General features: G+C 39.5%; 25 protein-coding genes. 7 read left to right on the top strand and 18 right to left on the bottom strand.

The window, feature by feature from the left end:
• Nucleotides 1-150: 150 nt before the first annotated feature.
• Together N521_RS05445 and N521_RS05450 are read left to right on the top strand one after the other, a co-directional pair.
• A complete protein-coding gene (locus N521_RS05445; RefSeq protein WP_035390339.1) occupies nucleotides 151-591 on the top strand; it encodes a LytTR family DNA-binding domain-containing protein in 441 nt (146 codons plus the stop codon).
• Nucleotides 588-1,004 carry a hypothetical protein gene (locus N521_RS05450; protein ID WP_035390341.1) on the top strand — a complete coding sequence of 139 codons (417 nt, stop codon included), beginning with the start codon at nucleotides 588-590 and terminating at the stop codon, nucleotides 1,002-1,004. The genes N521_RS05445 and N521_RS05450 overlap by 4 nt, the downstream gene beginning before the upstream one ends.
• Nucleotides 1,005-1,264: 260 nt before the next feature.
• On the opposite strand, the gene N521_RS05455 is transcribed toward N521_RS05450, so the two are convergent.
• From N521_RS05455 to N521_RS05480, 6 genes are all read right to left on the bottom strand, one after another.
• Nucleotides 1,265-1,915: a response regulator gene (locus N521_RS05455; RefSeq protein WP_017358441.1), complete on the bottom strand. Its 651-nt coding sequence runs from the start codon at nucleotides 1,913-1,915 to the stop codon at nucleotides 1,265-1,267.
• 5 nt (nucleotides 1,916-1,920) lie between these two features.
• Nucleotides 1,921-3,105, bottom strand: coding sequence for a sensor histidine kinase (locus N521_RS05460; RefSeq protein ID WP_035390686.1), 1,185 nt, complete (start codon nucleotides 3,103-3,105; stop codon nucleotides 1,921-1,923).
• Between the two features lie 102 nt (nucleotides 3,106-3,207).
• Nucleotides 3,208-5,385 carry an MMPL family transporter gene (locus N521_RS05465; protein WP_035390343.1) on the bottom strand — a complete coding sequence of 726 codons (2,178 nt, stop codon included), beginning with the start codon at nucleotides 5,383-5,385 and terminating at the stop codon, nucleotides 3,208-3,210.
• 149 nt (nucleotides 5,386-5,534) lie between these two features.
• Nucleotides 5,535-6,566 (bottom strand): acyltransferase family protein, encoded by a 1,032-nt coding sequence (locus N521_RS05470; RefSeq protein WP_017358444.1) that lies wholly within the window; start codon nucleotides 6,564-6,566, stop codon nucleotides 5,535-5,537.
• Nucleotides 6,567-6,706: 140 nt separating this feature from the next.
• Nucleotides 6,707-7,903, bottom strand: a complete 1,197-nt coding sequence (locus tag N521_RS05475) for an MFS transporter (RefSeq protein WP_017358445.1) — start codon at nucleotides 7,901-7,903, stop codon at nucleotides 6,707-6,709.
• 31 nt (nucleotides 7,904-7,934) lie between these two features.
• Nucleotides 7,935-8,540 carry a TetR/AcrR family transcriptional regulator gene (locus N521_RS05480; RefSeq protein WP_017358446.1) on the bottom strand — a complete coding sequence of 202 codons (606 nt, stop codon included), beginning with the start codon at nucleotides 8,538-8,540 and terminating at the stop codon, nucleotides 7,935-7,937.
• 321 nt (nucleotides 8,541-8,861) lie between these two features.
• On the opposite strand from N521_RS05480, the gene N521_RS05485 reads away from it, so the two are divergent.
• Both N521_RS05485 and N521_RS05490 read left to right on the top strand, forming a co-directional pair.
• On the top strand, nucleotides 8,862-9,314 hold the full coding sequence (locus N521_RS05485) for a MarR family winged helix-turn-helix transcriptional regulator (protein WP_007496431.1): 453 nt from the start codon (nucleotides 8,862-8,864) through the stop codon (nucleotides 9,312-9,314).
• 56 nt (nucleotides 9,315-9,370) lie between these two features.
• Nucleotides 9,371-10,264: an alpha/beta fold hydrolase gene (locus tag N521_RS05490; protein WP_035390346.1), complete on the top strand. Its 894-nt coding sequence runs from the start codon at nucleotides 9,371-9,373 to the stop codon at nucleotides 10,262-10,264.
• Between the two features lie 34 nt (nucleotides 10,265-10,298).
• On the opposite strand, the gene N521_RS05495 is transcribed toward N521_RS05490, so the two are convergent.
• From N521_RS05495 to N521_RS05525, 6 genes are all read right to left on the bottom strand, one after another.
• Nucleotides 10,299-11,447 carry a type II asparaginase gene (locus N521_RS05495; protein ID WP_007496435.1) on the bottom strand — a complete coding sequence of 383 codons (1,149 nt, stop codon included), beginning with the start codon at nucleotides 11,445-11,447 and terminating at the stop codon, nucleotides 10,299-10,301.
• Between the two features lie 718 nt (nucleotides 11,448-12,165).
• Complete coding sequence (locus tag N521_RS05505; RefSeq protein ID WP_008346737.1) at nucleotides 12,166-12,927, bottom strand: SDR family NAD(P)-dependent oxidoreductase; 762 nt, start codon at nucleotides 12,925-12,927, stop codon at nucleotides 12,166-12,168.
• A gap of 111 nt (nucleotides 12,928-13,038) precedes the next feature.
• Nucleotides 13,039-13,416, bottom strand: a complete 378-nt coding sequence (locus tag N521_RS05510) for an MmcQ/YjbR family DNA-binding protein (RefSeq protein ID WP_007496439.1) — start codon at nucleotides 13,414-13,416, stop codon at nucleotides 13,039-13,041.
• Between the two features lie 149 nt (nucleotides 13,417-13,565).
• On the bottom strand, nucleotides 13,566-14,459 hold the full coding sequence (locus N521_RS05515) for an alpha/beta hydrolase (RefSeq protein WP_035390348.1): 894 nt from the start codon (nucleotides 14,457-14,459) through the stop codon (nucleotides 13,566-13,568).
• 190 nt (nucleotides 14,460-14,649) lie between these two features.
• Nucleotides 14,650-16,089 carry a DHA2 family efflux MFS transporter permease subunit gene (locus tag N521_RS05520; protein ID WP_008346741.1) on the bottom strand — a complete coding sequence of 480 codons (1,440 nt, stop codon included), beginning with the start codon at nucleotides 16,087-16,089 and terminating at the stop codon, nucleotides 14,650-14,652.
• A gap of 78 nt (nucleotides 16,090-16,167) precedes the next feature.
• Entirely contained in the window at nucleotides 16,168-16,740 is a 573-nt protein-coding gene (locus tag N521_RS05525; RefSeq protein ID WP_035390350.1) for a TetR/AcrR family transcriptional regulator, read from the bottom strand.
• A gap of 205 nt (nucleotides 16,741-16,945) precedes the next feature.
• Here N521_RS05525 and N521_RS05530 point away from each other — a divergent pair, with 205 nt between their 5' ends.
• Nucleotides 16,946-17,665, top strand: a complete 720-nt coding sequence (locus tag N521_RS05530) for an alpha/beta fold hydrolase (RefSeq protein ID WP_225310485.1) — start codon at nucleotides 16,946-16,948, stop codon at nucleotides 17,663-17,665.
• A gap of 244 nt (nucleotides 17,666-17,909) precedes the next feature.
• Nucleotides 17,910-18,641, top strand: coding sequence for a beta-glucanase (bglS, locus tag N521_RS05535; protein ID WP_007496444.1), 732 nt, complete (start codon nucleotides 17,910-17,912; stop codon nucleotides 18,639-18,641).
• 42 nt (nucleotides 18,642-18,683) lie between these two features.
• Here the strand turns inward: bglS and N521_RS05540 are convergent, their stop codons facing one another.
• Nucleotides 18,684-19,085 carry a MerR family transcriptional regulator gene (locus tag N521_RS05540; RefSeq protein ID WP_017366673.1) on the bottom strand — a complete coding sequence of 134 codons (402 nt, stop codon included), beginning with the start codon at nucleotides 19,083-19,085 and terminating at the stop codon, nucleotides 18,684-18,686.
• 223 nt (nucleotides 19,086-19,308) lie between these two features.
• On the opposite strand from N521_RS05540, the gene N521_RS05545 reads away from it, so the two are divergent.
• Nucleotides 19,309-20,358, top strand: a complete 1,050-nt coding sequence (locus tag N521_RS05545; protein ID WP_035390355.1) for an NAD(P)-dependent alcohol dehydrogenase — start codon at nucleotides 19,309-19,311, stop codon at nucleotides 20,356-20,358.
• Between the two features lie 123 nt (nucleotides 20,359-20,481).
• On the opposite strand, the gene licT is transcribed toward N521_RS05545, so the two are convergent.
• From licT to N521_RS05570, 5 genes are all read right to left on the bottom strand, one after another.
• A complete protein-coding gene (gene licT, locus N521_RS05550) occupies nucleotides 20,482-21,327 on the bottom strand; it encodes a BglG family transcription antiterminator LicT (protein ID WP_017358459.1) in 846 nt (281 codons plus the stop codon).
• Nucleotides 21,328-21,439: 112 nt separating this feature from the next.
• Nucleotides 21,440-22,210 carry a carbohydrate deacetylase gene (locus tag N521_RS05555; protein ID WP_017366671.1) on the bottom strand — a complete coding sequence of 257 codons (771 nt, stop codon included), beginning with the start codon at nucleotides 22,208-22,210 and terminating at the stop codon, nucleotides 21,440-21,442.
• 65 nt (nucleotides 22,211-22,275) lie between these two features.
• Nucleotides 22,276-24,120 carry a beta-glucoside-specific PTS transporter subunit IIABC gene (locus N521_RS05560; protein WP_035390358.1) on the bottom strand — a complete coding sequence of 615 codons (1,845 nt, stop codon included), beginning with the start codon at nucleotides 24,118-24,120 and terminating at the stop codon, nucleotides 22,276-22,278.
• A gap of 601 nt (nucleotides 24,121-24,721) precedes the next feature.
• Nucleotides 24,722-24,925, bottom strand: a complete 204-nt coding sequence (locus N521_RS05565) for a cold-shock protein (protein WP_003214229.1) — start codon at nucleotides 24,923-24,925, stop codon at nucleotides 24,722-24,724.
• Nucleotides 24,926-25,193: 268 nt separating this feature from the next.
• A complete protein-coding gene (locus N521_RS05570; protein ID WP_035390362.1) occupies nucleotides 25,194-25,988 on the bottom strand; it encodes an alpha/beta fold hydrolase in 795 nt (264 codons plus the stop codon).
• Between the last annotated feature and the right edge of the window lie 23 nt (nucleotides 25,989-26,011).

The raw sequence follows: 26,011 nt of genomic DNA on the forward strand, positions 1-26,011 counted from the left end.
CATTCACGAACGAGTATCTTTTCATTATAAAGGAAAGCCGTAGACTCGCAGTGAATCTTTGCAACAAAAAGAATTCTTCTGCATCAAAGCAACATTCCATCGCATTCGCTTTCATCTATTGCTATGCTCATTGTGAGAGGAGGTTTATGAATGAAATTTCGTTTTTTCTGGAATCAAGAAAAGGATGTGACGGAAGTAGACGTCATCAGCCATCCACATAATCAAGAGCGTTTACAAAAGATAACATCAATGCTGGAGACTAGTACATCTCTAACGGTCAAAGATCCAAAAAATGATCGGCAGTCTCTTTTACCATTAGAACAAATTGAAGCGATCTCTGCGCTTGGACATCTGTCAAAGGTGATCACGACTCAAGGTACGACGTATTTTCTCAGTAAACGGCTGAAGGATCTGAAGTCGTTAGAGCGTGAACATTTCTATCGTATCAACAATGCAGTCATTCTCAATTTAGCGCAAGTCGACAGCTTTGTCGCTGGTACGTACGCTCGCTTAGAGGTCGAAACCATCTCGAAAAACAGCTACACCGTCAGTCGTCATTACGCCAAATATATAAAGGAGCGATTCAAATGATCAAGGAACTAAAACATCAATTTATGCAAACAGCTTTTGTCTCTATCGTATGGCTGACACTCATCCTGTCCATCACTCAATGGTCATCCTCTATCCCTTTTCATTACGTGTGGCACATCATTGCCATCGGTACTTTGGCAGGCATCGTCTTTGGGGTCATGTATCCTTTACTATGGAACTACTTTACCTTTCCAGCACCCATCAACATTCTCATCTCCACTGTCGTCAATTTAGGGTTTCAAGTAGGAGCCGTCGCTTTATATTCGACTACACTGCTCGAATGGATCATGCCTTATTTTATCGGTATAGCCTTTCTCACATTAGTAGGCCATATCATCGCCTTTCTATTTTACAAAAAACAACAAAATCAAAAACTGGCGCAGGCACTGAATCACCTGAAGCCGCAGCCTTAAAAAAAGAGACCTTATTTGAAAGGTCTCTTCAGATTGTTGACAAAGGGCTAAAATGAACTTGATTTTAGCCCTTTGTCTTCTTTTCAGCGTGATAGAAAACCTTTGCAGTCTAGGAAGGACGAGCATCGGCGCGGAGCGAATTTGACATTCGTGAGCACCGAAGCGCAGGACTGACACCGAATGCGAGGGTTTGTCTACACGCTGAAGAGACCTTATTTGAAAGGTCTCTTTTCTATTATTCTGCTACTAACTCATTCTCTCTAAAAATGAATCACCCCTAATTCCACTGCTGCTTTAATTGCTTCCGCTCTTGAAGTGACCTCCAGCTTTTGATAAATATTTGTTAAATGAGCTTTGACAGTTCTCTCGGAAATCCCCATATCAAATGCAATTTCCTTACTTCGATATCCTCTAGCCACTGCTTGCAAGACAAGCATCTCTTTTTCAGTCAGCATGTTTATTTCTTTTTTCAAATGGGTCGGAGTCACTTGATGCTCTGTTGATTCAAATACTTTAGCAGCGACGTTTGCTTGAAGAAGAATATCCCCTCTGATAGCTGCTTCAATTGTATAAAATAAATTTTCTCTGCTGGCATCCTTTAAAAGATAGCCCTTTGCTCCAAGTTGCAGCCCTTCAATCATTAATTTCTCTTCGTTATAGGTAGTGAGAATCAGGACCGGTACTTTTAATTGAAGAGACTGCATCTCTTTTAACATCTCAAGCCCACTCATGTTAGGCATGTTGAGGTCAAGTAATACAAGGTCTGGAGCCTTCTCTTTCAAGATATCTAAACCCTTTGCTCCATCCTCTGCTTCACCAACAACATCAAATCGTTGATCTGTCTCAAGAATTAATTTTAATCCTTCTCTAACAACAAAATGATCATCGACAATCACAATTTGATAAGACATTGTTTTTACTCCTTTTTCAAAGGTATGGTTACCGTCACTTGTGTACCTTCATTTTTTTCACTTTTCAAGTGTAGCTGTGCATCAAGCAGTCGGGCACGTTCTGACATACCAATTAGACCGTAATGCCCGGAAGTGGATTCTTGTTTTTTCTCATCAAAACCCACTCCATTGTCTGTGATTTGCAAGGAGATGTGATCATCTTTTTGCTTCATCATCAATTCGACCTTACTTGCTTTGGCATGCTTGGCAATATTCGTCAAACATTCACTGACAATGTATACAGTATGTTCGATGAGGAAAGGGGACACTTGATAAGAGACAGCCACTTTTGTATGAACTGGAATATTCGTCGCCGTCATAAACCGATTCACTTCATCTTTCACAGAATCAGCTAAGTCATATTGATCCTGGCTGTATGTTCGAAGGTCGTCAATGACCAATCTCGCCTCACCTAACGTCGTCCGCGCATGGCTCATTGAACCTTTAATAATGCTTTGAGCGCGCTCAACATTCTGATTCTCTAAATGGGCATGGACCGCTTCTAATTGCATAATAATACCTGCCAGCCCTTGTGCAAGGGTATCATGTAAATCTCTCGCCATTCTTTGACGCTCATTTGCAAGTGTCAGCTCTTCCACTTGTTGATGGGCCAATTCAAGTTCCTTTAAAAATGTTTGTGTACGAATTCTAGCTTTGACTTGTCTAAAAAATAAAATGGAGTATGCGATGACTACAATCAGAATCAAAAACAAAATAGGAATATATACGGTCAAATCATCTGTATCATTGACCAAAATAAGGGCAAGAAAAAAAAGAACATAAAAACTAAGCCCTGTCAAAATCACCTTCAATGTATGATAATATACCCCAATACTTTGCGCTATTAGTACCGGTAACAGACCAATTAAGATCACAGGGGAAGCCGCCTGCATGACTGAAACACAAAGTAGAATCACTATTCCTTGAATCAGAAAATATACCCATGGATTCTGCTGAAACCAGTAAAATGACCACCAATGCAGAATCAGATGTATGGCAATAAGTGCAGAAAAAAACAGGCTAGAAAGTGCTAATGGGGTGGTTATAAACTGAAATATCATTGCTGCAATATAAACAAGAATGACCCATAATAATGTTGGAATGCGCGAATAGATCATTTCATTAAAAGGGTCTACCCGTCGTTTCGCCATAAATATCACCATCCGAGCCTCATATTCATTCAAAAAATACCGCCCACCCTTTATCGAGGTAATGGCGGTATCATCAATCATACCATGTAAGACTATCAGTGACTAAATCACCTTCTCTTCTTTCTCATCCTTCTGAGAAATAGACTCACCTTCAATGTCTATACGTGGAAGCCAGCTTTCAAACCATTTGGGTAAGTACCAAGCAGCTCGTCCGATTAGCATCATACATGCTGGGATAAAAGTCATTCTTATGACAAATGCATCAAACAGAACGCCGAATGCCAACGTTAACCCCATTGTTTTGATAATCAAGTCATCTGCAAAGATAAAACTAGCAAAGACGAGGATCATGATTAAGCCTGCGGCAGTCACTACTCTTCCACTATGCTTCAAACCTGATACAACGGACTTTTTCGCATCACCTGATTGAAGGAAATCTTCTCTCATTCGACTGACTAAAAAGACCTCATAATCCATTGCAAGACCAAATAATATTCCTGTCACTAGTACAGGCATAAAGTTTAACAATGGGCCATTTGCTGGTATTCCAAACAATGGCGCAAGGTGTCCATCCTGTAAAACAAAGACTGAAAAACCTAGTGTAGCGGTCAATGTCATAAGGAATCCTAAAACCGCTTTTAATGGAACAAGGAATGACCTAAACACAAGAATCATCAAAATCAAAGCAAATCCAATAATGACTCCTGCAAATTTCGGTAACGCTTCACTGAGTCTATCTGAAATATCGATATTAACTGCCGTAGAACCAGTAACAAGTAATTTCGCATCATACTTTGCAGCAGTCTGACTGGATTCGTTTCGTATATCTTTGACTAATTGCTTTGTCGCCTTATCTTCCGGACCGCTTTTCGGTAAGATGGTCAGCATGGCGTACTTACCCGATGGATTAGGAACAGGCGGTGCCATTTGTTTGATGCCATCCATCTTCTCTAATACTTTTGTTGTTTTCTCAATAGATTTCATTGCGTTATTTGCATGGGAGGCATCAATGATAACAACCAGTGGCCCATTAAACCCTTTACCAAATCCTTCTGCTAACAGGTCATAGCCCTTACGTTCAGTTGTTTCCTTCCCCTTCATGCCGTTATCAGGAAGACCCAACTCCATATGAAGTGCTGGCCAACTGAGTAGACCAGTCAATACAATGACACCTAGGATGATCTTACCTGGATACTTCTTGATAAACCTTCCCCAAGCTGTAGCTTCTTCTTTTTGTTGAAATTGTAATTTAGAGAACCATTTATTCTTTCTTGAAGGGCTTACTTTATCACCAAGAATCCCTAGTATGGCAGGAACAATTGTGAGAGACACAAGCATAACTGATAGTACCATGAATGCAGCTACAAGACCCATAACGCCTAAAAATGGTATACCGACTAATACAAGTCCGCATAGTGCAATTACGACGGTAACACCTGCAAACAATACAGCGCTGCCTGCTGTAGCAACAGCTCTAGCAGCTGCTTCTTTCAATTCGTAACCCTCTGCTAATAACTGTCGATAACGAGAAATGATAAATAATGCATAATCAATTCCTACTGCAAGTCCAATCATCACAGCTAATGTAAGACTAAATGCAGACATCTCAACAAAATTTGAGGTAATTAATATGACCATCACGCCGATTATTAACCCAATGACAGCCGTCAAGATCGGTAGTCCTGCAATCAATAGTGAAGCGAAGGTAAAGGCTAAAATAAAGAAGGCCATGACAATACCTATGACTTCCGAAATCCCGCCTACCTCAATTTCTGAGAATGTGACGGAGCCGCCTAATTCTGTTTGGATGCCAGCTTTTCTTGAAATCTTAATACTATCTAATACTTTCTCTTTTGAGGATGTTTTTACCTCATCCGCCTTTACCCGGTATGTAATATCCGCATACCCTATTTTCTTATCCTTACTAATAGCAAATGTCTGATATAAATCCGTCACTTGCTTGACTGCTTTATCCTTTTTGACTTCTTTGATCGTTTCGTTCAATTTGTTTCTTACTTTTTTTGTTTCTAATGTTTCACCCTTAGGTGCTTTAAAGATCAGACGAATCGTCCCGCCATCATCACCTGCTGGGAACTTTTTCTCCAAGAGATCCATTGCCTTTTCTGACTTTGTTCCTGGAATCGACATATCGCCATTAAATGAAACACCTGTCCCTATTGTTGCCGCCACAACAGCTACTAAAACAAGTAACCAACCGATAATCATCCGTTTCGGCTTAGAAAAAGCACTTTTTCCTAAATGATATAAAAATTTTGCCATTCACTTACTCCTTTTTCTTCAACTTCGTGAACTTCATCTTTTTATTCTAAGCAATGAGATGGTCGATTGAAATTGTACTTTCGGGCAAGAAGCATTGTACTTTTAGGCAACAAAAAAAGGGCATCTTCTTAAGATCCCCTTTAAAACGTTTATGAAGCGACTGTTTTTCGCCTCGTTCTGTTGATTTTACCGACAAACATATAGCCATATCTATAATGATTTGCTATCCGTGACAATAGGATAGGTCCTGCAATTGCAAGTGCTGATATGATGATTGTCCCTACAAAGAATGGATAATCTTTTAATTGTCCCCATAGTAACACAGAGATACCTAGAAAATACCCGTGAAGCAAATAGATGGTGAATGAATATTGACTAATGACAGCTACGAAAGGTGGAACGCTTTTCACTTTAGAAAACAAGAGAAAACATAAGAAGACAATACTGACTGTATAAAGAACAACGTCTGGTCTCTTAGAAGAAGACTCGAAAAAACCTACATATGAATTACTTAGAAGGGTCGCTGCTGAAATCAAAACAAGTCCATACACGGCATACTTAAAACGATGAAGTCTTGTGATAAACTGCTGATAATTCGCTCCACAATAATAGGCTAAACAAAAATAGAACAACCACCCTGGAAATGGAATCCATTCTAAGCCGAACATTGGATTAGGTAATTGAGGTTGTGGGATTTTGACGAGGTTCATGACACTTAAATAACCAACTGTGATGATAAAGGAGATCGGCAATACCCATTTGGCTGAGGTACGCTTAGCCATTTTGTGGAAAAACATGTGCAAAAAGTAAAATTGAAAAATAATCAGAACAAAATAACCAATATAATTCCCTAATAAGACATTTGCTGAAGCTCTTTTAAAAAAGTCAACTGCCCCTCCATTTAACGATGCCGAATGCAAGAAACCATCGACAATCCCAATAAAAGCAAATGGGAAAAAGATGGCTTTCACCCTCTTCCACATAAATCCTTTAGGGGTACCATTCGGATAAGCATGAGCCAATAAAAACTCAGAAATGAAAATAAAACTCGGGGTACTGAACATGAGTAGTGCTACAAGAATAGATGATGAATGGGGGCTAGATAAAATGGCTATTGCATGAATGAACACAACACTCAAACACGAGATACACCGAATATAAAAAATCTCTTTAATTTGCATTGAACATCCTCCTCCTGCATTTTGGTAAAACATGTATTAGATTAACATGTATAACACCTTATCAACAGGGACCTTGTGATTATTTTTCAATCATCTATCCAAAAGGAACAAAAAAAAGAGCCCTAGTTAGAGCCCCTCATCTAATCAGATTCAACCGTCGCCTTCCCCTTCCAAATAAGGGTTAAGCCTAATCCAAGAAATAAGACAACACCTGCAAACAGGAATGGGAAATGAATATTTTGATCGAATAAAATACCGCCAAGTGCCGGGCCAAAAATCGTACCAAGACTTGTGTAGGTAGAGTTCATCCCTGCGACAAATCCTTGCTGATTGCCAGCGATTTTTGATAAGAAGGTCGTGAGTGCAGGGCGCAATAAATCGAACGCAAGGAAAATCACACACGTCACGATCAGCACAACCATAAAGCCTGACACGACTGTAGAAACAAAAGCGAGAACTGCTCCAACAATCAAGCATAGTTGAATAACTCGTTTCTCCCCAAGCGCATTCACCATTTTACCAAACACGAGGACTTGGATGATGACGGCTACAATTGAACTGACGGTAATGATAATCGCAATATCCTTCGGACCAAATCCAAACTTGTGATTTGTAAACAAGCTAAAGACCGTTTCATATGCAGATAGTCCAAACGCCAGCACAAAGACAATGATGAAAGCAATGAGATAGCTTGGATGAATCGATTTTTTCAAGTCTTTAAAGAAGGTCGATTCTTTCACTTGATCCATTTGTTTCTCTCGCTCTTCTTTTGTTAATGGTTCCTTCAGCATAAACATAGATGAAATCACAGCAATAAATGCAATCCCTGCTGCAAAGAAAAACGGCAGGCGAACGCCATATTCTGCAATAAATCCGCCAATTCCTGGGCCGATGATAAATCCGGTACTAATAGCAGCGGATACATACCCCATTGCCTTTGATCTTTCTTGAACAGTCGTGATATCGGCGACATAAGCGGTGACAGCCGGCATGATAAATGCTGCACTAATACCGCCAAGAACCCTTGCAAAATACAGAACATATACGTGTGTTCCTAAGCCAAAAACGAGTTCTGATAACGCAAATAGAAAAAGGCCTGACACAATCATGATCTTTCTTCCGTATCGGTCTACCCATCTTCCCGCAATAGGTGATGCGATAAGCTGTGCAACGGCAAACGCCGCCACAAGATATCCCATCGTACTGCCCGTTAAATGCATGACATTCATAAAGAGCGGCATGACAGGTATAATCAGACCGATACCTAAAAACGCAATAAATATATTACTTAATAAAATAACAAGTACGGCTTTTTGCTCACGAATCGGTTTTTGCATGATGTTTGTTTCCCCTTTACTGACTCACTTGTTACTCATGATGGTTGATTCCGTGAATAAACAATGAGATCGCCTCTTTTTGTAATTCCTTTTTCTGCTGCATCGTGTCATTTTTATATAACACGTCTAATCCATAGAATACAGAAAGTAATATTTTCACTTTTGATTCAACATGCTGAATCGACCAGCTGCCATCTTCGTTTCCTTCAAGCAGGATGTCTCTCATCACATCATCAAAGTCTACATCAATCTTGTTCAGCCGCTCCATGACTTCATCTGATGTAAATGCACTGGCACAGAATTCTTCACTTGCTCTCATTAAAGGATAGTTAATCCCCATTTGACTAAGTAGCTCTGCAAACCCTGCGAGCTTATCAATGGCCCGATGCAGCGTTTGTTTCTCTTCATGCCACGTCTCCATCATGAATCGATGATCCTCTTCCATAATATGAAGGAACAAAAACTCTTTTCCTTTAAAATGATGATAGAGGTTGCCTTTACTAATCTCAGCCGCCTCTAGAATATCTCGCACGGATGTTTCCGAATATCCTTTTTTCGCAAATAAATCACGTGAAGCGGTGACAATTTTCTGCTTCGTCTTTTCACTTTTTCCAGCCCCGCTCTGTGCACTTGTCATCTATGAACAATCCCTTCTACCTTGCTTTTCTTCACACGGACAAATAAAACCGACCAGTTGGTTTATTTTTTTATTATAAATGGAGATCGCCCATAATTCAATGAAAAAGTCCCGACTTCCAAAGGAGTGAATCTAAGTGAAAACAAACAAAACGATCATTTATGCCATCACCAAACAGGAAGTATTCTTTGTCCATTGTTGATGAAAAGTGGAGATAGAGGTCATTTTCTCATCAAGTCTATTCTCTTTTTATTTAATTTTCCTTAACATTTAACTTCACTTAAATATTAAGATCGCATATAATATAGGAGAAAAGAGGTGATGTCATTGGATGAGGATATCATTCATTACAGCAAAAAAATCATTGAGTACTCAAACGCACTAGGTTCTATCTATGTAGAAGAGTATCAACGATTCTTAAAAAATGAGTATGCAGATTTAACAAGCAAACAAGAACTGACCCTTGAATTGCTGCGGTCGAAGACGAGAACAATCAATGAACTGGCTGATTATTTCTCCATTTCATCTAGTGCCGCTAGCCAGCTCATATCAAAGCTTGAACAGCTTGGATATGTGAAAAGAGAGATTAATCCACATAACCGTAGAGAAATCATTGTTGATTTTGCTCAAAAGGGCCATGACTATCATAAAGATATTGAAAAAATTCAGCTGCATCTTATTCAAAAATACTATGCCCAGCTTTCAAAAGAAGATCTAAAAACATTATTATCGCTTTACGAAAAAATCTATCAAATTGCGAAAGAAACGCCTTAACCCGGCGTTTCATGCATGAATATGTAAGTTAGATAAACGATGAAAGGGATGATCAAATGGACAGGATTCATTTGCAAGATGGACGTCATATTGGTTTGTCTCAATACGGTGATCTTGAAGGATTCCCAGTATTCTTTTTTCATGGGACACCTGGATCGAGAGTGATGTTTTTAGATGATGATCCAATCTCAAAAGAGCTTGGCATTCGTCTTATTTCTTTAGACAGACCTGGTTTTGGTTTATCTGATCCGCAACCTGACCGCACCATTTTAGACTGGGCAAAAGACGTACAGGAAGTGGCCGATCATCTTGATATCTCCCATTTTTCAGTGATTGGTGTCTCTGGAGGCGGGGCATTCGCTGCTGGTTGTGCCTATCAATTGCCAGACCGCATTCTTTCAGCTGCTCTCGTCTCAAGTACCACCCCATTTCAGGATGGTAAACCGCCTAAAAGTATGCTAAAGGAGAACAAGATTGCCTTTTTCCTCAGTAAAAGAATGCCTTGGCTCTTAAAGGCAAGCTATCGCGCTCAGAAAAAACTCATTGAAAAGAAACCAGAGAAATTCAAGAAACTAACGAAAAAAGGGAACAAACATTTACATCCTTCGGATCGGCAATTTCTTCAAACCGATGAGCAACTGGAGCTGATGATGCGGCATTTATACGAAGCTACTCGTCAATCGGTTGATGAATGTATTCATGAACCAGATTTACTCTCACGGTCATGGGCATTCGATATGAAAGATATACAAATCCCTGTGGATGTCTGGCATGGAAAAGAGGATCAGATGGCCCCTTTTGCAGAGATAGAAAGCATTGCTCCCAACATTCCAAACGCCAAAACGCACTATATCGAGCAAGCAGGACATTTTCTGACTGATATAGATGATGTTTGGAGAGACATTTTACTCTCTTTAAAAAAACGGGCTGAACATCAGGTACACATATAAAAAAGACCCAATGATTCGTCGGGTCTTCTTCTTTTTAATACTGCTCGTAATAGGATTGAATTTTATCTGGATCTTTTGTTTTCGTCAGAGCCAGCATGAGTAAAATGCGTGCTTTTTGTGGATTTAATGAATCCGATGAGACAAAATGATGTTCATCATCCATTTTTTCATGTGTGACAATGCCATTTCCTGCACGGCTTGACCTCACAATCACCACGTCTTTCTTCACTGCATCTGTTGCCCCATTGATCGCTTCTGTTGACATCGTTCCATTTCCTGCGGCGGCAACGACAATGCCTTTCGCTCCTGCTTTAACGGCAGCATCATACACATACTTTTGATCATTTTGATAGCCGTATAAGATATCCACTTGCGGCAGCTCTTTTAGCTTGGAAATATCGAATTCACTGTCAGCTGTATGTTTTCTTGTCGGTTCGTTATAGAAAGAGACAACTTCACCCGCCACTTCTCCAATGTACCCTTGCTCAAGAGACTTGAACGAATCGGTTGTGGTGGTATTTGTCTTCGTAATAAAACGAGCAGAGGCAATTCGGTCATTTAATGTCACCATTACACCTTTGCCTTTGGCTTCTTTTGTCGAAGCAATTTTCACTGCATGATACAGGTTAAGCGGGCCATCCGCACTAATGGCAGATGCCGGCCTCATTGAACCCACAACCACCACTGGCTTATCACTTTTTACAACCAAATGTAAAAAATAGGCCGTTTCTTCTAATGTATCTGTACCATGTGTCACCACAATGCCATCCACTTGATCATCATTTAAAAGCTGATTGACTCGTTTCGCTAATTTTAAAAGCAGAGCGTTATCCACATTTTCACTGCCGACGTTCGCTACTTGCTCACCCGTGACATTTGCAATATCCTTCAGCTGTGGTACGGAAGCAATGACTTTATCGATTCCAAGTGCACCAGATTTATATCCAGTCGTATCTGTATTGCTGTCTGAACTACCGGCAATCGTTCCGCCTGTTGCCAGCACCTTAATATTGGATAAAGATTTATTCCCTGTCTCAACAGCCGTGTTTTTTTCTTTTGTTTCACTGGTAGTGCTTTCTTGATTACTTTGATTATTCTCTTGAGTGCTATCGTTCGCACAAGCTGCGGTCACCAATAGTGAAACAGAAAGAAGGGCAGCACCAAACCATTTTGTTACGTTCATAAGATCATCTCTTTTCTTAAATGTGATGAATAATTATCTGTCTATAGGGTTTACTTTATACCATTCCTTCATTCATCAGCATGAGGTGAAAGTCACAGAACCAAATAAAGGAAAAAGGGCACTATTATCAAAATTTATTTATACCATAATACCTAAATTGACTTCAGAAATTGTTCTCAACCCATTTATGATAAAATATAGGAAATCTCACAAAAAAGGAGTACATACAGTGCGTTCCGTTCAACCATTTTACAAAATCCTACTCACACTATTCTTCAGTTCCATTTTACTCAGCTTGTTCGTATGTGTATATCCACCGATTCAGGGCGAGCCTGCGTTTATGCTGCTTTACACTCCCATCTTTTTTGTTTATTATTTCATCTTTGCGGTACCTTTACAGTTGTTGTTTTCTTTACAGCCCAAGGCTTTTCATCCTCTTTATTTAGCGGCTTACTTACTGATAGCAATGATTGTCATGCTTTTTGTTATGGATGGAATTGAGAGCTCCACATCCCTTCCGATCATAATTGTCAGCAGTCTCATCTACTGGACCTGCGATTCTTTCATTCATCAAAGAATGCATAAAAAAAACACCTAATGTGTAGGTGTTTTTATCTATTCTAGTATGTGTTGACAGCGCTCCACATTATCCAAGACATCTTTCGGCTCGGTGACCTGCTGATCACTAAGAGAATCTATCCTCAGTGATTGGAACTTTTTATTTCATGCTTGTGCCAGCGTGTGAAAAAATGGGGTCCTTCAATTCAAAATCAAATGTCTTCCCATCAACGATACCAACTGTTTTTGAACTGTCGTAAAGTTCAAGCAAGCACGCTGCCATTTCTTTTGATGTGTGATATTTCTTGATAGTGCCTTCATATTCGAATTGATCGACATCTAATGAACGCTTTGCAAATTCCGACTCTGTCGCAGCAGGCGCTAATACTTTTGCCTGTAATTTGCCTCCTTTTTCTTTCAATTCTAGGGCCAGCCCTTCTGTAAAGGCGCTCACATAAAATTTCGTTGCTGAATAAGTGACAGCATTTCCGACGACGGTATAACCCGCTCTTGAAGAGATATTGATTAGCTGCGTCCCCTCTTTTTGCTCATAATCACGGACAAACAGAGTGGATAAAATTGTTAACGCTTCAATATTGAGATGAAGCATGTCCCCGATTTTTTTCACATCCTGCTCTCCTATTGAACCAAAATGGCCAAACCCAGCATTATTAATGAACGTATCCAGCTCATCACCAGCTAATGACTCATAGAAAGAATACACTTGCTCTCTGTCTGTTAAATCAACAGACTGGATTTTCACTTGAATATCGGGATATGTTTCTAGAATCTTTTCTTTCAGTTCTTGGAGTTTATCAAGCCGGCGTGCAGCTAAGATCAGATTTTTTCCTCTTGCTGCAAAGGCCAAAGCCGTTTCATATCCAATACCTGAACTTGCTCCTGTAATGACTGTATAGCCCATTGTATATCCCCCTATTCGTATCTTCCAGCTGTTTAAAGTATAGCGAGAGCATGTGACTCTAGTCAATTTTGAAGAGATTCAAAGAGACATGAACAACTGAACGTTCAGCATTTAATTGGTTTCTTTTGAATCATGTTGGAGGATAGCCTGCTGAGCTTTTTTTGTTAATTTGTGAAAAACCAGTTGATAGGAATGTTCAATTAGCTCTTCGACAAATGAAGATGGAATATCTGCATCAAGATAAATAGAATTCCAATGCGTCTTATTCATGTAATAGCCGGGAATAATTCCTTCATGCATTTCTCTTAATTCTTCAGCACGTTGCGGATCACATTTTAAAGTGATGACTGGTTTGCGATCGACGTCTCCCCCCATCATGGCAAACATCTTTCCACCTATATGATAACGATCTGCCTGCCACTCAGGTTGATAGTCGTGGGTTGCTCCTTGTAAAGAAAGACAAAATGCCTGTAGTGTCTCTTTTTTCATTCTATTAGCTCCTTTTTAGATGTCTTCTATCTTACTATTATATCGACTACTGCGATTGTTGTATCTACACTTCTTTTCAAGACGTCAGCAAGAACACAAAAAAAGCACAGAAAAAAAGTCTGTGCTTTTTACTGATATCCGAATATTTCTTATTCAAACGCCTTCTTAAGCTGATCGCTCATCAGATGCCAAGCCTCTTCAGCTATCTCTAAATCTCCGGCATGAGTGAACGCATGTGGGACTCCTTTAAATTGTTTGTATGTGACATCTACCCCTGCTTCTTTTAACTTGCCTGCATAATGCTCAGCTTCTTCAGCTAGTGAATCTTTCTCAGCTGTGATAACAAGAGCTGGAGGCATTTGTGCTAAGACTTCTCTCTCTGCAAAGACTGGAGAAACGAGCGGATTGTGCGGATCTTGACCTTGCAGGTAGAAGGCATTAAACAGTCTCGCCATTTCAACTGGAATTGCTTCTTCAAACGCTGGCTTTTGTGCTGGATCAGTAGCTAAATCAAGCGGCGGATAATCAAGCACTTGATAGACAATCGGAAGTTTGTTCCCTTTTTGGATATCAAGCAGACAAACCGCTGTTGCCAAATTCCCACCTGCACTATGTCCGCCAATGGCTAATCGATTTGGGTCTATTTGTAGTTCATCAGGATGTTCATATAACCATTTCATCACATCGTAGCATTCATGAAGAGCGGCCGGGAAAGGGTGTTCCGGTGCCAGCTGATATTCCACATTGACAACGATACACTCCGCACGATCTGCTATGACCGGACACCAATGATTATCCATTTCAGCACTTCCAAGTATAAAACCGCCCCCATGCAAATTCACGAAAACAGGTAGGGGTTGTTTCAATGTTTTCACAGGTTTAAATACCCACACCTTTGTTTCACCAGCACCTGTTGGGATATCATATTCCATTTTGTTCACTTCAGGAGGGTGGACTGGCTTTAGTTCTGATTGACCAGCTAATGAATCTTCAGCTGGTTGACGTAATGACTCAGCCATTTTAATTTGTTCGTCTAAGTTCATGATCTCAGCTCCTATCTTATTCTTTTATCTCTATCCATTCGTTACGAATTTCGCCTTTTCCTTCAATGTCGTCAGAGAGTCGTTACTTTTTATCTCTCTCCCCATTTTCAGCTCCTTTGAAACAAACATTCACCCCTATGAGTAAATAAAAAAAGCACTGCGGCGCTAAGTCCTCAGTGCTTTTCATATATTATGATACTTGTTGTTCTACTTTCACTCGTTTAATAAAGAAAGCAATCACCAAGCCAATCACTGTCATAATGACAGCAAAGATAAAGGCATGCTGGACGCCATTTGTAAAGGCGAGCAGCTGATTGACTGGATTTGCGGGATCAGCCACATTTTCCATAAAGCTGCGAGCTCCTGATGAAAGGATCGAGATACCAACTGCAGTCCCAATCGCTCCTGATACTTGCTGCAATGTATTCATAATCGCTGTACCGTGCGGATATAGCTCTGGCGGCAGCTGATTCAATCCATTTGTTTGGGCAGGCATCATGATCATCGCAATTCCTATCATTAACGTAATATGAAGCGTCACGATATAACCGATGGACGTATTCACACTTAAGTTCGTGAAGCCAAACATGGTCGCTGCAACGATGACAAGGCCTGGGATGACAAGCCACTTCGGCCCAAATTTATCAAAAAGCCCACCCATGATTGGCGATAGCAGTCCATTGATAATTCCACCTGGTAATAGCATTAAACCTGCTGTAAATGTAGAAAGTGCCAAGGACGTTTGCAGATATAATGGCAAAATCATCATAGCAGACAGCATCACCATCATACACACTAAGATCAGAAGTAACCCGATCACAAACATTGGATATTTAAATGGGCTTAAATTCAACATCGGTTCTTTCATGTTTAACTGTCTTAGGGAGAACACAAGAATGCCAATGACACCTACAACAATCGCCACAATCACATGCATACTGCTCCAGCCGCCGCCTTCACCGGCACTGCTAAAGCCATACACAATTCCACCGAAACCGATGGTTGATAACACAATCGATAAAATGTCGATTTTCGGTCTTGTGGGTTCCGTAATATTTTGCATAAAAATATACCCAAATACAAGTGCAGCAACCAATAACGGAAGCGAAATCCAAAAAATCCAATGCCATGTTAACGATTTAAGAATGAGACCAGAGACCGTTGGACCCACTGCTGGGGCAAACATAATGACAAGACCGATAATCCCCATTGATCTACCTCTTTTATGAGGCGGAATGATAACCAAAATCGTATTAAACATCAATGGAAGAAGCAAGGCTGTTCCTACTGCCTGCACCACACGTGCCACCATTAAAATACTGAAGACAGGTGCAACGGCCGCAATAAATGTACCGATGATCGAAAAGACCAGTGAGGTAATGAAAAGCTGTCTTGTTGTAAACCATTGAAGAATGAGGCCTGAAATTGGAACAAGAATCCCTAGTGTTAATAAATAGCCGGTTGTAAGCCACTGAGCAGTCGTTGCTTCAATACCAAAGTCTAATGTTAAACTTCTCAGCGCCATGTTGAGTGCCGTTTCACTAAACAGTCCAATAAATCCAGCTGTGATAAATGAAATAATAATGGGCAGCGTTCGAATGTCGGAAGCTGCTGTTTGCTGTTTGTTCATATTAAGTTGGCTCCTTTTCTTTTTCAATTTTGATAAACCATAAGTAGTTAGGCTGGACAGAAATGAGCCACTTCATGTCTAGGAAAAGACAGACAAAACCTGTCTTTCCGCAGCGAATTGTGCAATTTTTTCAATTGAGTAGCCGGATTCATGAATATAAAACATGAGTTCAGGCGTCATTGGAGAGGACATACATAATGTCGTCAACTCAATGTCTTGTATGTTCGCTTCTCCTTTTACTTTCGCTTCCTCGAGCAAATCACGAATGATTTGTTTGAGTGATTGACTGTAATGACAATCATATACTTTACTTGTCTGCTCTAAATTTCCAGAGATCGTCAGCATCCGAATCCAGTCTAAGTGATGACCAACGATGAGATGGATCTCCTCGAGAACATATTGCAAACGATCTTGAACCGGCTGATCACTTATTTTATTTAAGTAAAGATGCAAAGCAGGGATCAGTTGTTCAAATTTTTCTCCAAGGATCGAAAGGCATAAATCACTTTTATTGGCATATCGGCGGTAAAGAGTACCCTGTCCAACACCAGCTGTTTTAGCAATTTTATGCATACTGACATTCTCTACACCAAACTCTTGAAACAAAGAAAAAGCGACCTCTTCAATTTCCTTTCCAATATCCTTTTCCATGCTACCTCACCTTCTCTAGCTTCATCCACATCACATCTATTTGTATGTTTTGAATCAAGGCTCTTTAGGTTTCATTTAGGACAATTGTCCCGGTATTATCTTACGGACAACTGTCCGCTTTGTCAATCATTCTTTTCTGGCGATTTTTACTATCATTTGACTGATCCACCTGTTGTAACTATAATGGTTACAAAAAGTGATTGAGGTGATTGGATTGAATACATTCCTATTCGTTCATGGTGCATTCCAAGGAAGCTGGTGCTGGGACCAAATAAAACCTTCTCTTCAACAGAAAGGTCATACAGTGATAGCAATTGATTTACCTGGCAGTGAAGAAGACGCCACGCTTCCACAGGACGTATCATTAGAGAGCTATGTAAACAAAGTCGTCACAACGATTGAAAAAATAGATGAACCCGTCATTTTAGTTGGACACAGTATGAGCGGGATGGTGATCTCACAAGTAGCTGAGAACATTCCAGACAAGATCAAAAAACTAGTATATGTCTGTGCATTTGTTCCTGAAAACGGACAAGCTATTAGTGATATCGCATCAGGCGGTCCTAAAGCAACGTTTGACGAAAAGAATCAGACCATCACATTAATGGAAGAATTCATTGCGGAGGATATGCTCAACGAAAGTTCGGAGGAAGATCTGCAATTGTTTAAAAAGAAAATACGTCCACAGCCTGTTCAGCCTTTTGAAGATCAAGTTTCATTAACCAATGAAAGATTTGGAAGAGTGCCCAGTGTCTATATTGAAACAACAAATGATCGCTCCATTCCGATTGACTTGCAAAGACAAATGTATGCCACTAAACCTTTTGAGCGCATCTATACCCTTGATGCCGATCATTTCCCTTTCTATTCTAGAAAAAAAGAGCTTGTGGACTGTTTATTAGATATCGCAGTTACAGAAAGATAGTAAACAGCATAAGATAAATATTTTGGGATGAAAAAGAGAAAACATATGTAAAGGATGAAAAACCCAATCATCACTACTGGCGTTTTTGATCCTTTTCTATTGATACCTCAATTCCCATGAAATAAGAGAAGATTCTATCAAACTCAACTGCTTAATATCAGAAATTAGACCGATTTTCCATTTTACAAGAATCATGTATGATCAATTAAGAAAGCGCTTCCAAAAAGGAGAGGAGAATGCTTATATGTCTTATCGTGTAAAACGGATGCTGATGCTGCTTGTCGCTGGGTTATGCTTGAGCTTGTCCACATTTACAGCTGGTGCCTCGGCACAAACTGGTGGATCATTCTATGAACCCTTTAACAATTACAATACCGGGTTATGGCAAAAAGCTGATGGGTACTCGAACGGAAATATGTTTAACTGTACGTGGCGCGCAAACAATGTCTCCATGACGTCGTTAGGGGAAATGCGATTATCGCTCACTAGTCCTTCGTATAATAAGTTTGACTGTGGGGAAAACCGCTCCGTTCAAACATATGGCTATGGACTTTATGAAGTCAGCATGAAACCAGCCAAAAATGTTGGGATCGTATCTTCGTTCTTTACTTATACTGGACCGACGGATGGTACACCTTGGGATGAGATTGACATTGAGTTTCTCGGAAAAGATACCACGAAGGTACAATTCAACTATTATACCAATGGTGTCGGAAATCATGAAAAAATCGTCAACCTTGGTTTTGATGCAGCAAACTCTTATCACACATATGCGTTCGACTGGCAGCCTAACTCGATTAAATGGTATGTGGACGGTCAATTAAAACATACGGCTACTACTCAAATCCCTCAAACACCAGGAAAGATTATGATGAACTTATGGAATGGTGCAGGTGTCGATGAATGGCTCGGCTCCTACAACGGTGTTACTCCACTTTACGCTCATTACAATTGGGTGCGTTACACAAAAAGATAACCACATCACAAAACCTGTGACAAGTCACAGGTTTTTCTTCATTTAAATAGAGCTCGTTTTTAATTGATGAACTAGTTTTTGTTCATAACTGTGGATAATATCTTCATAACTTTCAATCTTGTAATCTAACCGTTTAATCGTTTCTTCGATTTCCTTTTGTTTGTCTACGAGTCTTTCTCTCTCATTGACCAAAATACGCTTCCTTGAGGACAATGTACGATCCTCTCCCTCGATAAATAAAGCCGTATATTCTCTAAGAGCATCAATTGACAGACCCGCATTTCTCATACATTTAATAAATTCTATCCACTGAATATCTTCTTCTGTATAATCACGAACACCATTTTCATCACGCCTGATCGGTCTAATTAAACCTATATTCTCATAATACCTGAGCGTAGCAGTAGATAAATCGAGCTGCTTGGCGGCTTGTGCTATTTTCATTGTTTTCACCCTTCTCTTCTTTCTCTTACTTGACGATCTCCCTTTTCCCATCATCTCTATTTTTATCGAGAAGACAAGATACTTTTGGCTCAAATCTTGATTCAAGGTTGATGCTAAAGCCTGAATTCAAGCGATCAGAAGGTTCTATGTTGACTTAAAGTTCACTTTAAGACGTACAGTATAGAGGAAGGACCGAATCTTACTTTTGAAAGGATGATCCAGAATGTGTCAGACGCACCAATCAAACGTTTTAAGTGTTTCCCATGCAAAAGCAAACTTTGAACGGACAACCATTGAACGAAGAGCACTTCGTCCACATGATATTTTAATTGATATTCAGTTTAGCGGGATCTGTCATTCAGATATCCACAGTGCCTTTGATGAATGGGGCGGCGGTATTTTCCCAATGGTTCCGGGTCATGAGATTACTGGAGTTGTTTCAGCTGTTGGGGATGCTGTCACGAAATTCAACATTGGTGATCGTGTAGGCGTCGGTTGTTTTGTCGATTCTTGCGGTACATGTGAATATTGCCAAAATGGAGATGAACAATATTGCAAGAAAGGAGTCGTTCAAACTTATAATAACCTGGATTATGATGGAGAACCAACTTACGGCGGCTACAGTCAGAAAATTGTTGTGACAGAACGATTTGTTGTCAATATTCCTGACCAGCTCTCCCTCGATGTCGCCAGCCCTCTTCTCTGTGCCGGCATCACAACGTATTCTCCGTTAAAACACTGGAAGGCTGGGCCTGGCAAAAAAGTGGCGATTGTCGGAATGGGCGGTCTAGGTCATGTCGCCATTCAATTTGCACGCGCACTTGGCGCAGAAGTGACTGTATTAAGCCGCTCTTTGAATAAAAAAGAAGAGGCCCTGTCATTTGGTGCAAAAGACTATTTTGCTACAAGTGACCCTGATACGTTTAAGACACTAGCTGGTCAATATGATCTCATTCTCAATACCGTCTCTGCCAATATCAACGTGGATGCCTATTTGTCCTTACTTCGTGTTGATGGAACATTAGTAAACGTCGGTGCACCACCAAAGCCAGACAACTTCCATGTGTTTTCATTAATTACGGGGCGTCGCAGCATCGCCGGCTCACTCGTTGGCGGCATCCAAGAAACACAAGAAATGCTCGATTTCGCAGCTGCTCACAATATCGCACCACAGATTGAAGTGATCAACGCAAAACAAGTCGATGAAGCGTATGAACGTGTGCTCAATAGTGATGTGCGTTATCGGTTTGTGATTGATATTTCGACATTATGATCAAAAAATCATGTTCAAAGACTAGCCAGTTTGGCTGGTCTTTTGTTGTTTCAATCAAAATAAAAAAGGCTACTATATGAATAGTAGCTCAAAAGATCGGTTTATATTTTGCGAAAAAGCATATTATGAACGATTTGTACTCCTATTGGTTACTCGATGTATATGAATGATTAAATAGACAAGCTCTTCATCGGTAGGAGTGATCCTATCATTTTTCTCTAGGTATGTGACCATTTTTTGTGCACAGCTATATGCTTTTGGATAACGGTTTTTTATTTGTTCAAAAAGCGAATCATTTTCATCCGGTATTCCCTCTTTAGAGAGAATTCGATAGGCAAAATATCTTAAATGTGTCATAAACCTACTATAATTTATTGAATTTTCGTCTAGTTTAATGCCATAGTGGTATTTCACAATATTGATTAGATCATTCACAATCTTGGTCACTTCAATGGTTTGCTTCATATCACTCCCGCTCTGTTGAGCATTTACAAAATGAAGCGCAATGGACGCAGCTTCTTCAGTTGGCAGTGCAATTTGAAGCCGCTCTTCAACGATTTTTAGTGCCTCTAAAGCCACATGATATTCCTCTTTATGAAATTTTTGAATTTCCCATAAAAGCGGGTTTCTGATATCGATGCCTTCTTGATATCGTGTTATGGCAAAACTAATATGGTCCGTCAAGGTTAGGTAAATATTTTGGTTGAAACTTACGGCTAATTTATTTTCAGCATATTCAATCATGTCTTTTGTTAGTTCTAAATATTCGATGTTAATATGTTCAATGAGTTCAGTCAGCTTGTTGGTTTGACCTTTGTCAATGACAAACTTTTTATCCACTTTCGAAAAGTCTACCTCTTCACTGTTATGCTTATTAAAACCGATCCCTTTCCCCATCACAATCATTTCATGATCCATCTCATCACTTAATAAGATGACATTGTTATTAAAGATTTTTTTGATTTTCATTTAGATCACCCACTTTCCTACAATCCTAAAGAAGAAAATCCAGAGAAAATTTAACGTTCTCATTTTAATCTATCATACTTTATTAAAAAAATACTTTTATCATTTTAAAATGTTAAAGCTGACTAAATGAGATCAGTTCGATGCCTTGTTCTTTCATGTAACCTAACCACTCCTGCTTTAACAATAACTGTAGATCCTCTTCTCGCTCATCATTTAATGAAGAAATTGTTCGCAACTCATCATCAACAAATCCAGGATGGCACGGTATTTCAATCGTTGCGTTTGTCTGTTTATATTTTGCTATCGTATTGATGAGGACAGATTCCTGCATAATGGGAACTGAGAAATCTGCGCATAATACATCTGTCGTTTTCACACCCGATTCGGCTAATTGAGATTTAATGAAAGGATCATCCGTTAAAACATCATCTTTTCTCATAGGAACACGATATTCTTTGGCCAATTCAAGGATGATCTGAAACATCTCTGCATGCATAACACTAAAACCATGATGTGTGTCAATATGTGTCAGTGTTAATCCCGAAGAAAGGAACTTTTCGATTTGGGCTCTGAGCTCTGCACGGACTTCTCCTTTATGAAACGTACTTGGAATCAATGATGGCTTTCGATAGAAATTCCCTTTGCCATCTACAATCGACTGAACCTTCCCACTTTCAAGTATAGGTTTCAATAATGTAAGGTTTAAGTGGACTCCCATTGCTTCAATTCCTGCTTCTTTTGCTAATTCTATAGATCGATCAAAATGTCTTGTATTCGTCAACATCGTGGTATCTGTAATGATCCCTTCTTGCATCCCTTTCAAAATGCCTTTACTCACTGACTCTGTTAAACCAAAGTCATCTGCATTGATAATTAACCTCACGGAAGCACACTCCTTTTCCTGATATTTAGAGACAAACACCAGGTAAAGAATACCTGGTGTTCATATTAAGATTTTTTCTTTAGATTCAGTAAATCTTCGTTCTTTTGAATTTGCTCTTCAACTGGAACAACCGCATCTATGTGCTCATATTGGTCGGAATTTGTGATGACAATTGGTGTTGTCGTCTGAAAACCAGCTTCAATGATTTTATCTAATTCAAATTTGATGAGAGGCTGGCCTTGTTTCACATCATCCCCTTGATTCACCAAACAAGTGAAATACTTTCCATCCAGTTTCACCGTATCTATTCCTACATGGATTAATATTTCGGCTCCCTTTTTAGAAATCATGCCAACTGCATGTCCACTTTCCATTGTAACCGATATGACGCCATCTACCGGGGCAACGACTTCCCCTTGGCTCGGTTCTATCGCAATTCCTTTCCCCATCGCTTCTGAAGAAAAAACAACATCACCCACTTGTTGAAGTGCTTTCACTTGTCCAGAGAGAGGGCTCATGATTGACTCGTTTGTTTCAAGCTCTTTATTCGTAGCGTTGTCTTCTTTTTTCTGTTGATGCTTCAATTCATATCCAAATATGATGGGAAGAACTGCTGCAATAACAATCGTTATCACAATACCTAGGATATAGAGAATCATCGGACTTTGAGCCGGGAACGTAAATACGTTAAGGAAGAAATTAAAGACAACTAATTTTACGTTAAAGATCGCAATCAGCGCTCCTCCAATGGCTCCTGCTACAACCATATAGATCATTGTTTTTCTATGTCGAAGGATAATCCCATATAAAATGGGTTCCGTAATTCCAGATAAAATGGCTGATAGAAATGTCGAACCACTTAAGGCTTTCATATCTTTGTCTTTTGTTTTCAAGAAGACCCCTAAAGCAATCCCCATTTGTGCTGCAACAGATGCTGCTGCCAATGGCACAATTAAATCAGATCCACTTTTAAGATTTTCTAAAATGATAGGCACCATTGCCCAGTGCAGTCCAAACAAAACTAAGAAAGACCAAGACCCTCCAATGATAATACCCGATACAATATGACTGCTATTGATCAAATAATTGACCAAGTCGCCTAACCATGTCCCTAAATAAACACCAAATGGTCCAACGAGCATGGTTGTTAAAGGTACAGTGATCAAGATAGATAAAAACGGAACAGCAAATATTTGAATATTTTTGTGAATGACTTTCTTTAAATTTCTTTCAATGAATGCAAATAGACTGACGGCAATAAATATAGGAAATATTGATGATGCGTAATCTAATAAAGGAACTGGGATTCCTATAAAGGAGACAACGTTTCCTGCCTCACGCAGAGCAGTGAAGTTAGGCTCTAGCAGTGCTGCACCAATAGCACCTGCTACATATGGGTTTGCACCTAATACTCTAGCAATCGTGACTCCTAATAAAATGGGTAAGAAATAAAATACTGCATTACCAGCTGCCGCAAGAACGGCGTACGTACCACTTTCTGGCGTTAATATATGAAGATTTTCTAAAACGATTAACAGTGCTTTCATCAAACCTGCCCCTGCAAAAGCAGGAATTAATGGCGTTAAACTTCCTGAGATTAAAGCAAACACTTTTGATAAAATGGTTTGTTTTTGCTCTGATTTCCCGACGGAATGGTCATCATTAAATTGCCCTTGACGTTCAATTTCTTGATAGACATCAGATACATGACTTCCAATGACCACTTGCAATTGCCCGCTACTTTCAACTACCTTTAAAATGTCTGGATGTTGCTCCAGTTCACCTTTTTTCACTTTATCACTTTGGCTCACCCTAAAGCGCAGCCTTGTTGCACAATGAGTGACACCTTGAACATTCTCACTGCCACCCACCAATTTTAAAATATCTTTTGCTAACGTCACTTTATCCACTTTCATCGCCTCCAGAAAAATAGTTTAAACCAAACTTTTTTACGAGTTCCCCCCTTCAAAACAATAAACATGTTATCTTTCTATGTTGAAATAAAAAAACCTGAATTGAGGCCGGTTAATTGCATCGCAATGCAATTAACTCACATCAATTCAGGTTTCGCCTGCCGAACAGTCACAATCCCTTTTCATATATGTCATTGTCATGAAGATTTGCTGAAAAAAGGTATAAAAAAACCTAAACTGAAACCAATACAATAACAAACATTATTGTACACGTATCAATTTAGGTATCGCCCTTAACGGTCACAATCCTATTATGAAACTGCTTACACATTTAATATAGAGTATTTTTTTAAGAAATACAATATAAATTTTAACTAATTCAATTCTTGTTAAAGAACGTTTGAGTAAAAAAGAAAATAAAATAATTTATGGAAATTCCGCATTTTGTCAATCTAGTATGTTATACTATACACTAACCTTTGAAGCATGAAATTTTTTACGAATACCTTGCACCATCTCCCTACTTGTACGCTGAGTAGGGTTTTTTCATGCAAAAAAAACAGGCCCTCTGTAGAGAACCTGTTTTGAAAAAAGAAGATTAAGCAGTTTTTTGAACGTTAGCAGCTTGAGCTCCACGAGAACCTTGCTCTACGTCAAATGTTACTTTTTGACCTTCGTCTAAAGATTTGAATCCGTCACCTTGGATAGCTGAGAAATGTACGAATACATCGTCGCCTTCTTCACGTTCGATAAATCCAAAACCTTTTTCTGCGTTAAACCATTTTACTGTACCTTGTTCCATGATTGTTGCCTCCTCGTGCGTTTACCACACAATGTATTATACTATCCTTGCCCAAAGTACCCTCAAGACGAAAAGTCAATCTTCATACTATCCTTTACGCCGAACAAAAATAATTACTTTTTATTATAGCATGAATCGGAAATAATTGCAATTTGTTGATTTAAAAGCATATCACACATGACATAGTGACTCAAATAAGAGAGGTGAATTGATGGTAAAAAGAATAATCTAGTTCCGTCTCACTCCAGTAAACTCTTATTGATAAATACTACACATTTTCCGACTCCAGTCTATTTAACCAGTTATGGACTAATGAATGAAACACATCGGGTTGTTCAATCTGCAGGTTGTGACCAGCCATATCAAGCACTGCAAAAGTGGCCCTTGGATAGTCTTCGATCAGCCGCCACGCATCGTGATATCCGACGACATGGTCTTGACGTCCTGTGATCATGAGCGTAGGATACTGAAATTCAGAAGGAATATCGAAAGTAAAGCCATATCCATTTTGAAGAATATTGTTGATGAATTCATGATTTGTTTGTTTAGAAGGAAGGTAAATTTCATCGCGAAACCTCTCCCATTCCGTTTTTCCTTGCACAACCGCCATGGAGCAAAATTCATCCGCCTCTTCTGAAGACAGTTGTGAAATTAAGTGACTGTCACTTTTTAGAACGGTCTTCTCTGGCACGACTCTTTTATCGAATACAGGTATAGTCATTGGAGCCACAAGCAGTAATCCACGAACGGTTTCCCGGCGTGAATGAACAATACCTCTAGCTATGTACCCTCCATACGAATAACCACAAACAATGAACTGTTCATCAGGGATCATCTCGTCCAAAAGACGCAATACCGCTTCTAACATATCATCTGAGTTCTGAATAGATGGATGCGGCTTGGAACGTCCCATCCCCGGTAAGTCTATGTATATTCTTTTCCAACCGCTTTGTTTTTCAAATACCGGTTCCAATGCATGTAACATCACTTGATGGTCAAGTGTCCAACCATGCAATATCACGATCGGAAATCCCTCTCCAATGACTTTATGGTAAATTGACATGTATTTTCCTCCTTTCCTAACCT

Source organism: Bacillus sp. UNC125MFCrub1.1, assembly GCF_000701305.1.
In the GTDB taxonomy this organism is placed as follows: domain Bacteria; phylum Bacillota; class Bacilli; order Bacillales; family Bacillaceae; genus Bacillus; species Bacillus altitudinis.

Excerpts from the sequence above, each read along its gene's own strand:
- N521_RS05445 (WP_035390339.1), top strand. The coding sequence starts at position 151 with ATGAAATTTCGTTTTTTCTGGAATCAAGAAAAGGATGTGACGGAAGTA.
- N521_RS05450 (WP_035390341.1), top strand. The coding sequence starts at position 588 with ATGATCAAGGAACTAAAACATCAATTTATGCAAACAGCTTTTGTCTCT.
- N521_RS05455 (WP_017358441.1), bottom strand. The coding sequence starts at position 1,915 with ATGTCTTATCAAATTGTGATTGTCGATGATCATTTTGTTGTTAGAGAA.
- N521_RS05460 (WP_035390686.1), bottom strand. The coding sequence starts at position 3,105 with ATGGCGAAACGACGGGTAGACCCTTTTAATGAAATGATCTATTCGCGC.
- N521_RS05465 (WP_035390343.1), bottom strand. The coding sequence starts at position 5,385 with ATGGCAAAATTTTTATATCATTTAGGAAAAAGTGCTTTTTCTAAGCCG.
- N521_RS05470 (WP_017358444.1), bottom strand. The coding sequence starts at position 6,566 with ATGCAAATTAAAGAGATTTTTTATATTCGGTGTATCTCGTGTTTGAGT.
- N521_RS05475 (WP_017358445.1), bottom strand. The coding sequence starts at position 7,903 with ATGCAAAAACCGATTCGTGAGCAAAAAGCCGTACTTGTTATTTTATTA.
- N521_RS05480 (WP_017358446.1), bottom strand. The coding sequence starts at position 8,540 with ATGACAAGTGCACAGAGCGGGGCTGGAAAAAGTGAAAAGACGAAGCAG.
- N521_RS05485 (WP_007496431.1), top strand. The coding sequence starts at position 8,862 with ATGTCATTGGATGAGGATATCATTCATTACAGCAAAAAAATCATTGAG.
- N521_RS05490 (WP_035390346.1), top strand. The coding sequence starts at position 9,371 with ATGGACAGGATTCATTTGCAAGATGGACGTCATATTGGTTTGTCTCAA.
- N521_RS05495 (WP_007496435.1), bottom strand. The coding sequence starts at position 11,447 with ATGAACGTAACAAAATGGTTTGGTGCTGCCCTTCTTTCTGTTTCACTA.
- N521_RS05505 (WP_008346737.1), bottom strand. The coding sequence starts at position 12,927 with ATGGGCTATACAGTCATTACAGGAGCAAGTTCAGGTATTGGATATGAA.
- N521_RS05510 (WP_007496439.1), bottom strand. The coding sequence starts at position 13,416 with ATGAAAAAAGAGACACTACAGGCATTTTGTCTTTCTTTACAAGGAGCA.
- N521_RS05515 (WP_035390348.1), bottom strand. The coding sequence starts at position 14,459 with ATGAACTTAGACGAACAAATTAAAATGGCTGAGTCATTACGTCAACCA.
- N521_RS05520 (WP_008346741.1), bottom strand. The coding sequence starts at position 16,089 with ATGAACAAACAGCAAACAGCAGCTTCCGACATTCGAACGCTGCCCATT.
- N521_RS05525 (WP_035390350.1), bottom strand. The coding sequence starts at position 16,740 with ATGGAAAAGGATATTGGAAAGGAAATTGAAGAGGTCGCTTTTTCTTTG.
- bglS (WP_007496444.1), top strand. The coding sequence starts at position 17,910 with ATGTCTTATCGTGTAAAACGGATGCTGATGCTGCTTGTCGCTGGGTTA.
- N521_RS05540 (WP_017366673.1), bottom strand. The coding sequence starts at position 19,085 with ATGAAAATAGCACAAGCCGCCAAGCAGCTCGATTTATCTACTGCTACG.
- N521_RS05545 (WP_035390355.1), top strand. The coding sequence starts at position 19,309 with ATGTGTCAGACGCACCAATCAAACGTTTTAAGTGTTTCCCATGCAAAA.
- licT (WP_017358459.1), bottom strand. The coding sequence starts at position 21,327 with ATGAAAATCAAAAAAATCTTTAATAACAATGTCATCTTATTAAGTGAT.
- N521_RS05565 (WP_003214229.1), bottom strand. The coding sequence starts at position 24,925 with ATGGAACAAGGTACAGTAAAATGGTTTAACGCAGAAAAAGGTTTTGGA.
- N521_RS05570 (WP_035390362.1), bottom strand. The coding sequence starts at position 25,988 with ATGTCAATTTACCATAAAGTCATTGGAGAGGGATTTCCGATCGTGATA.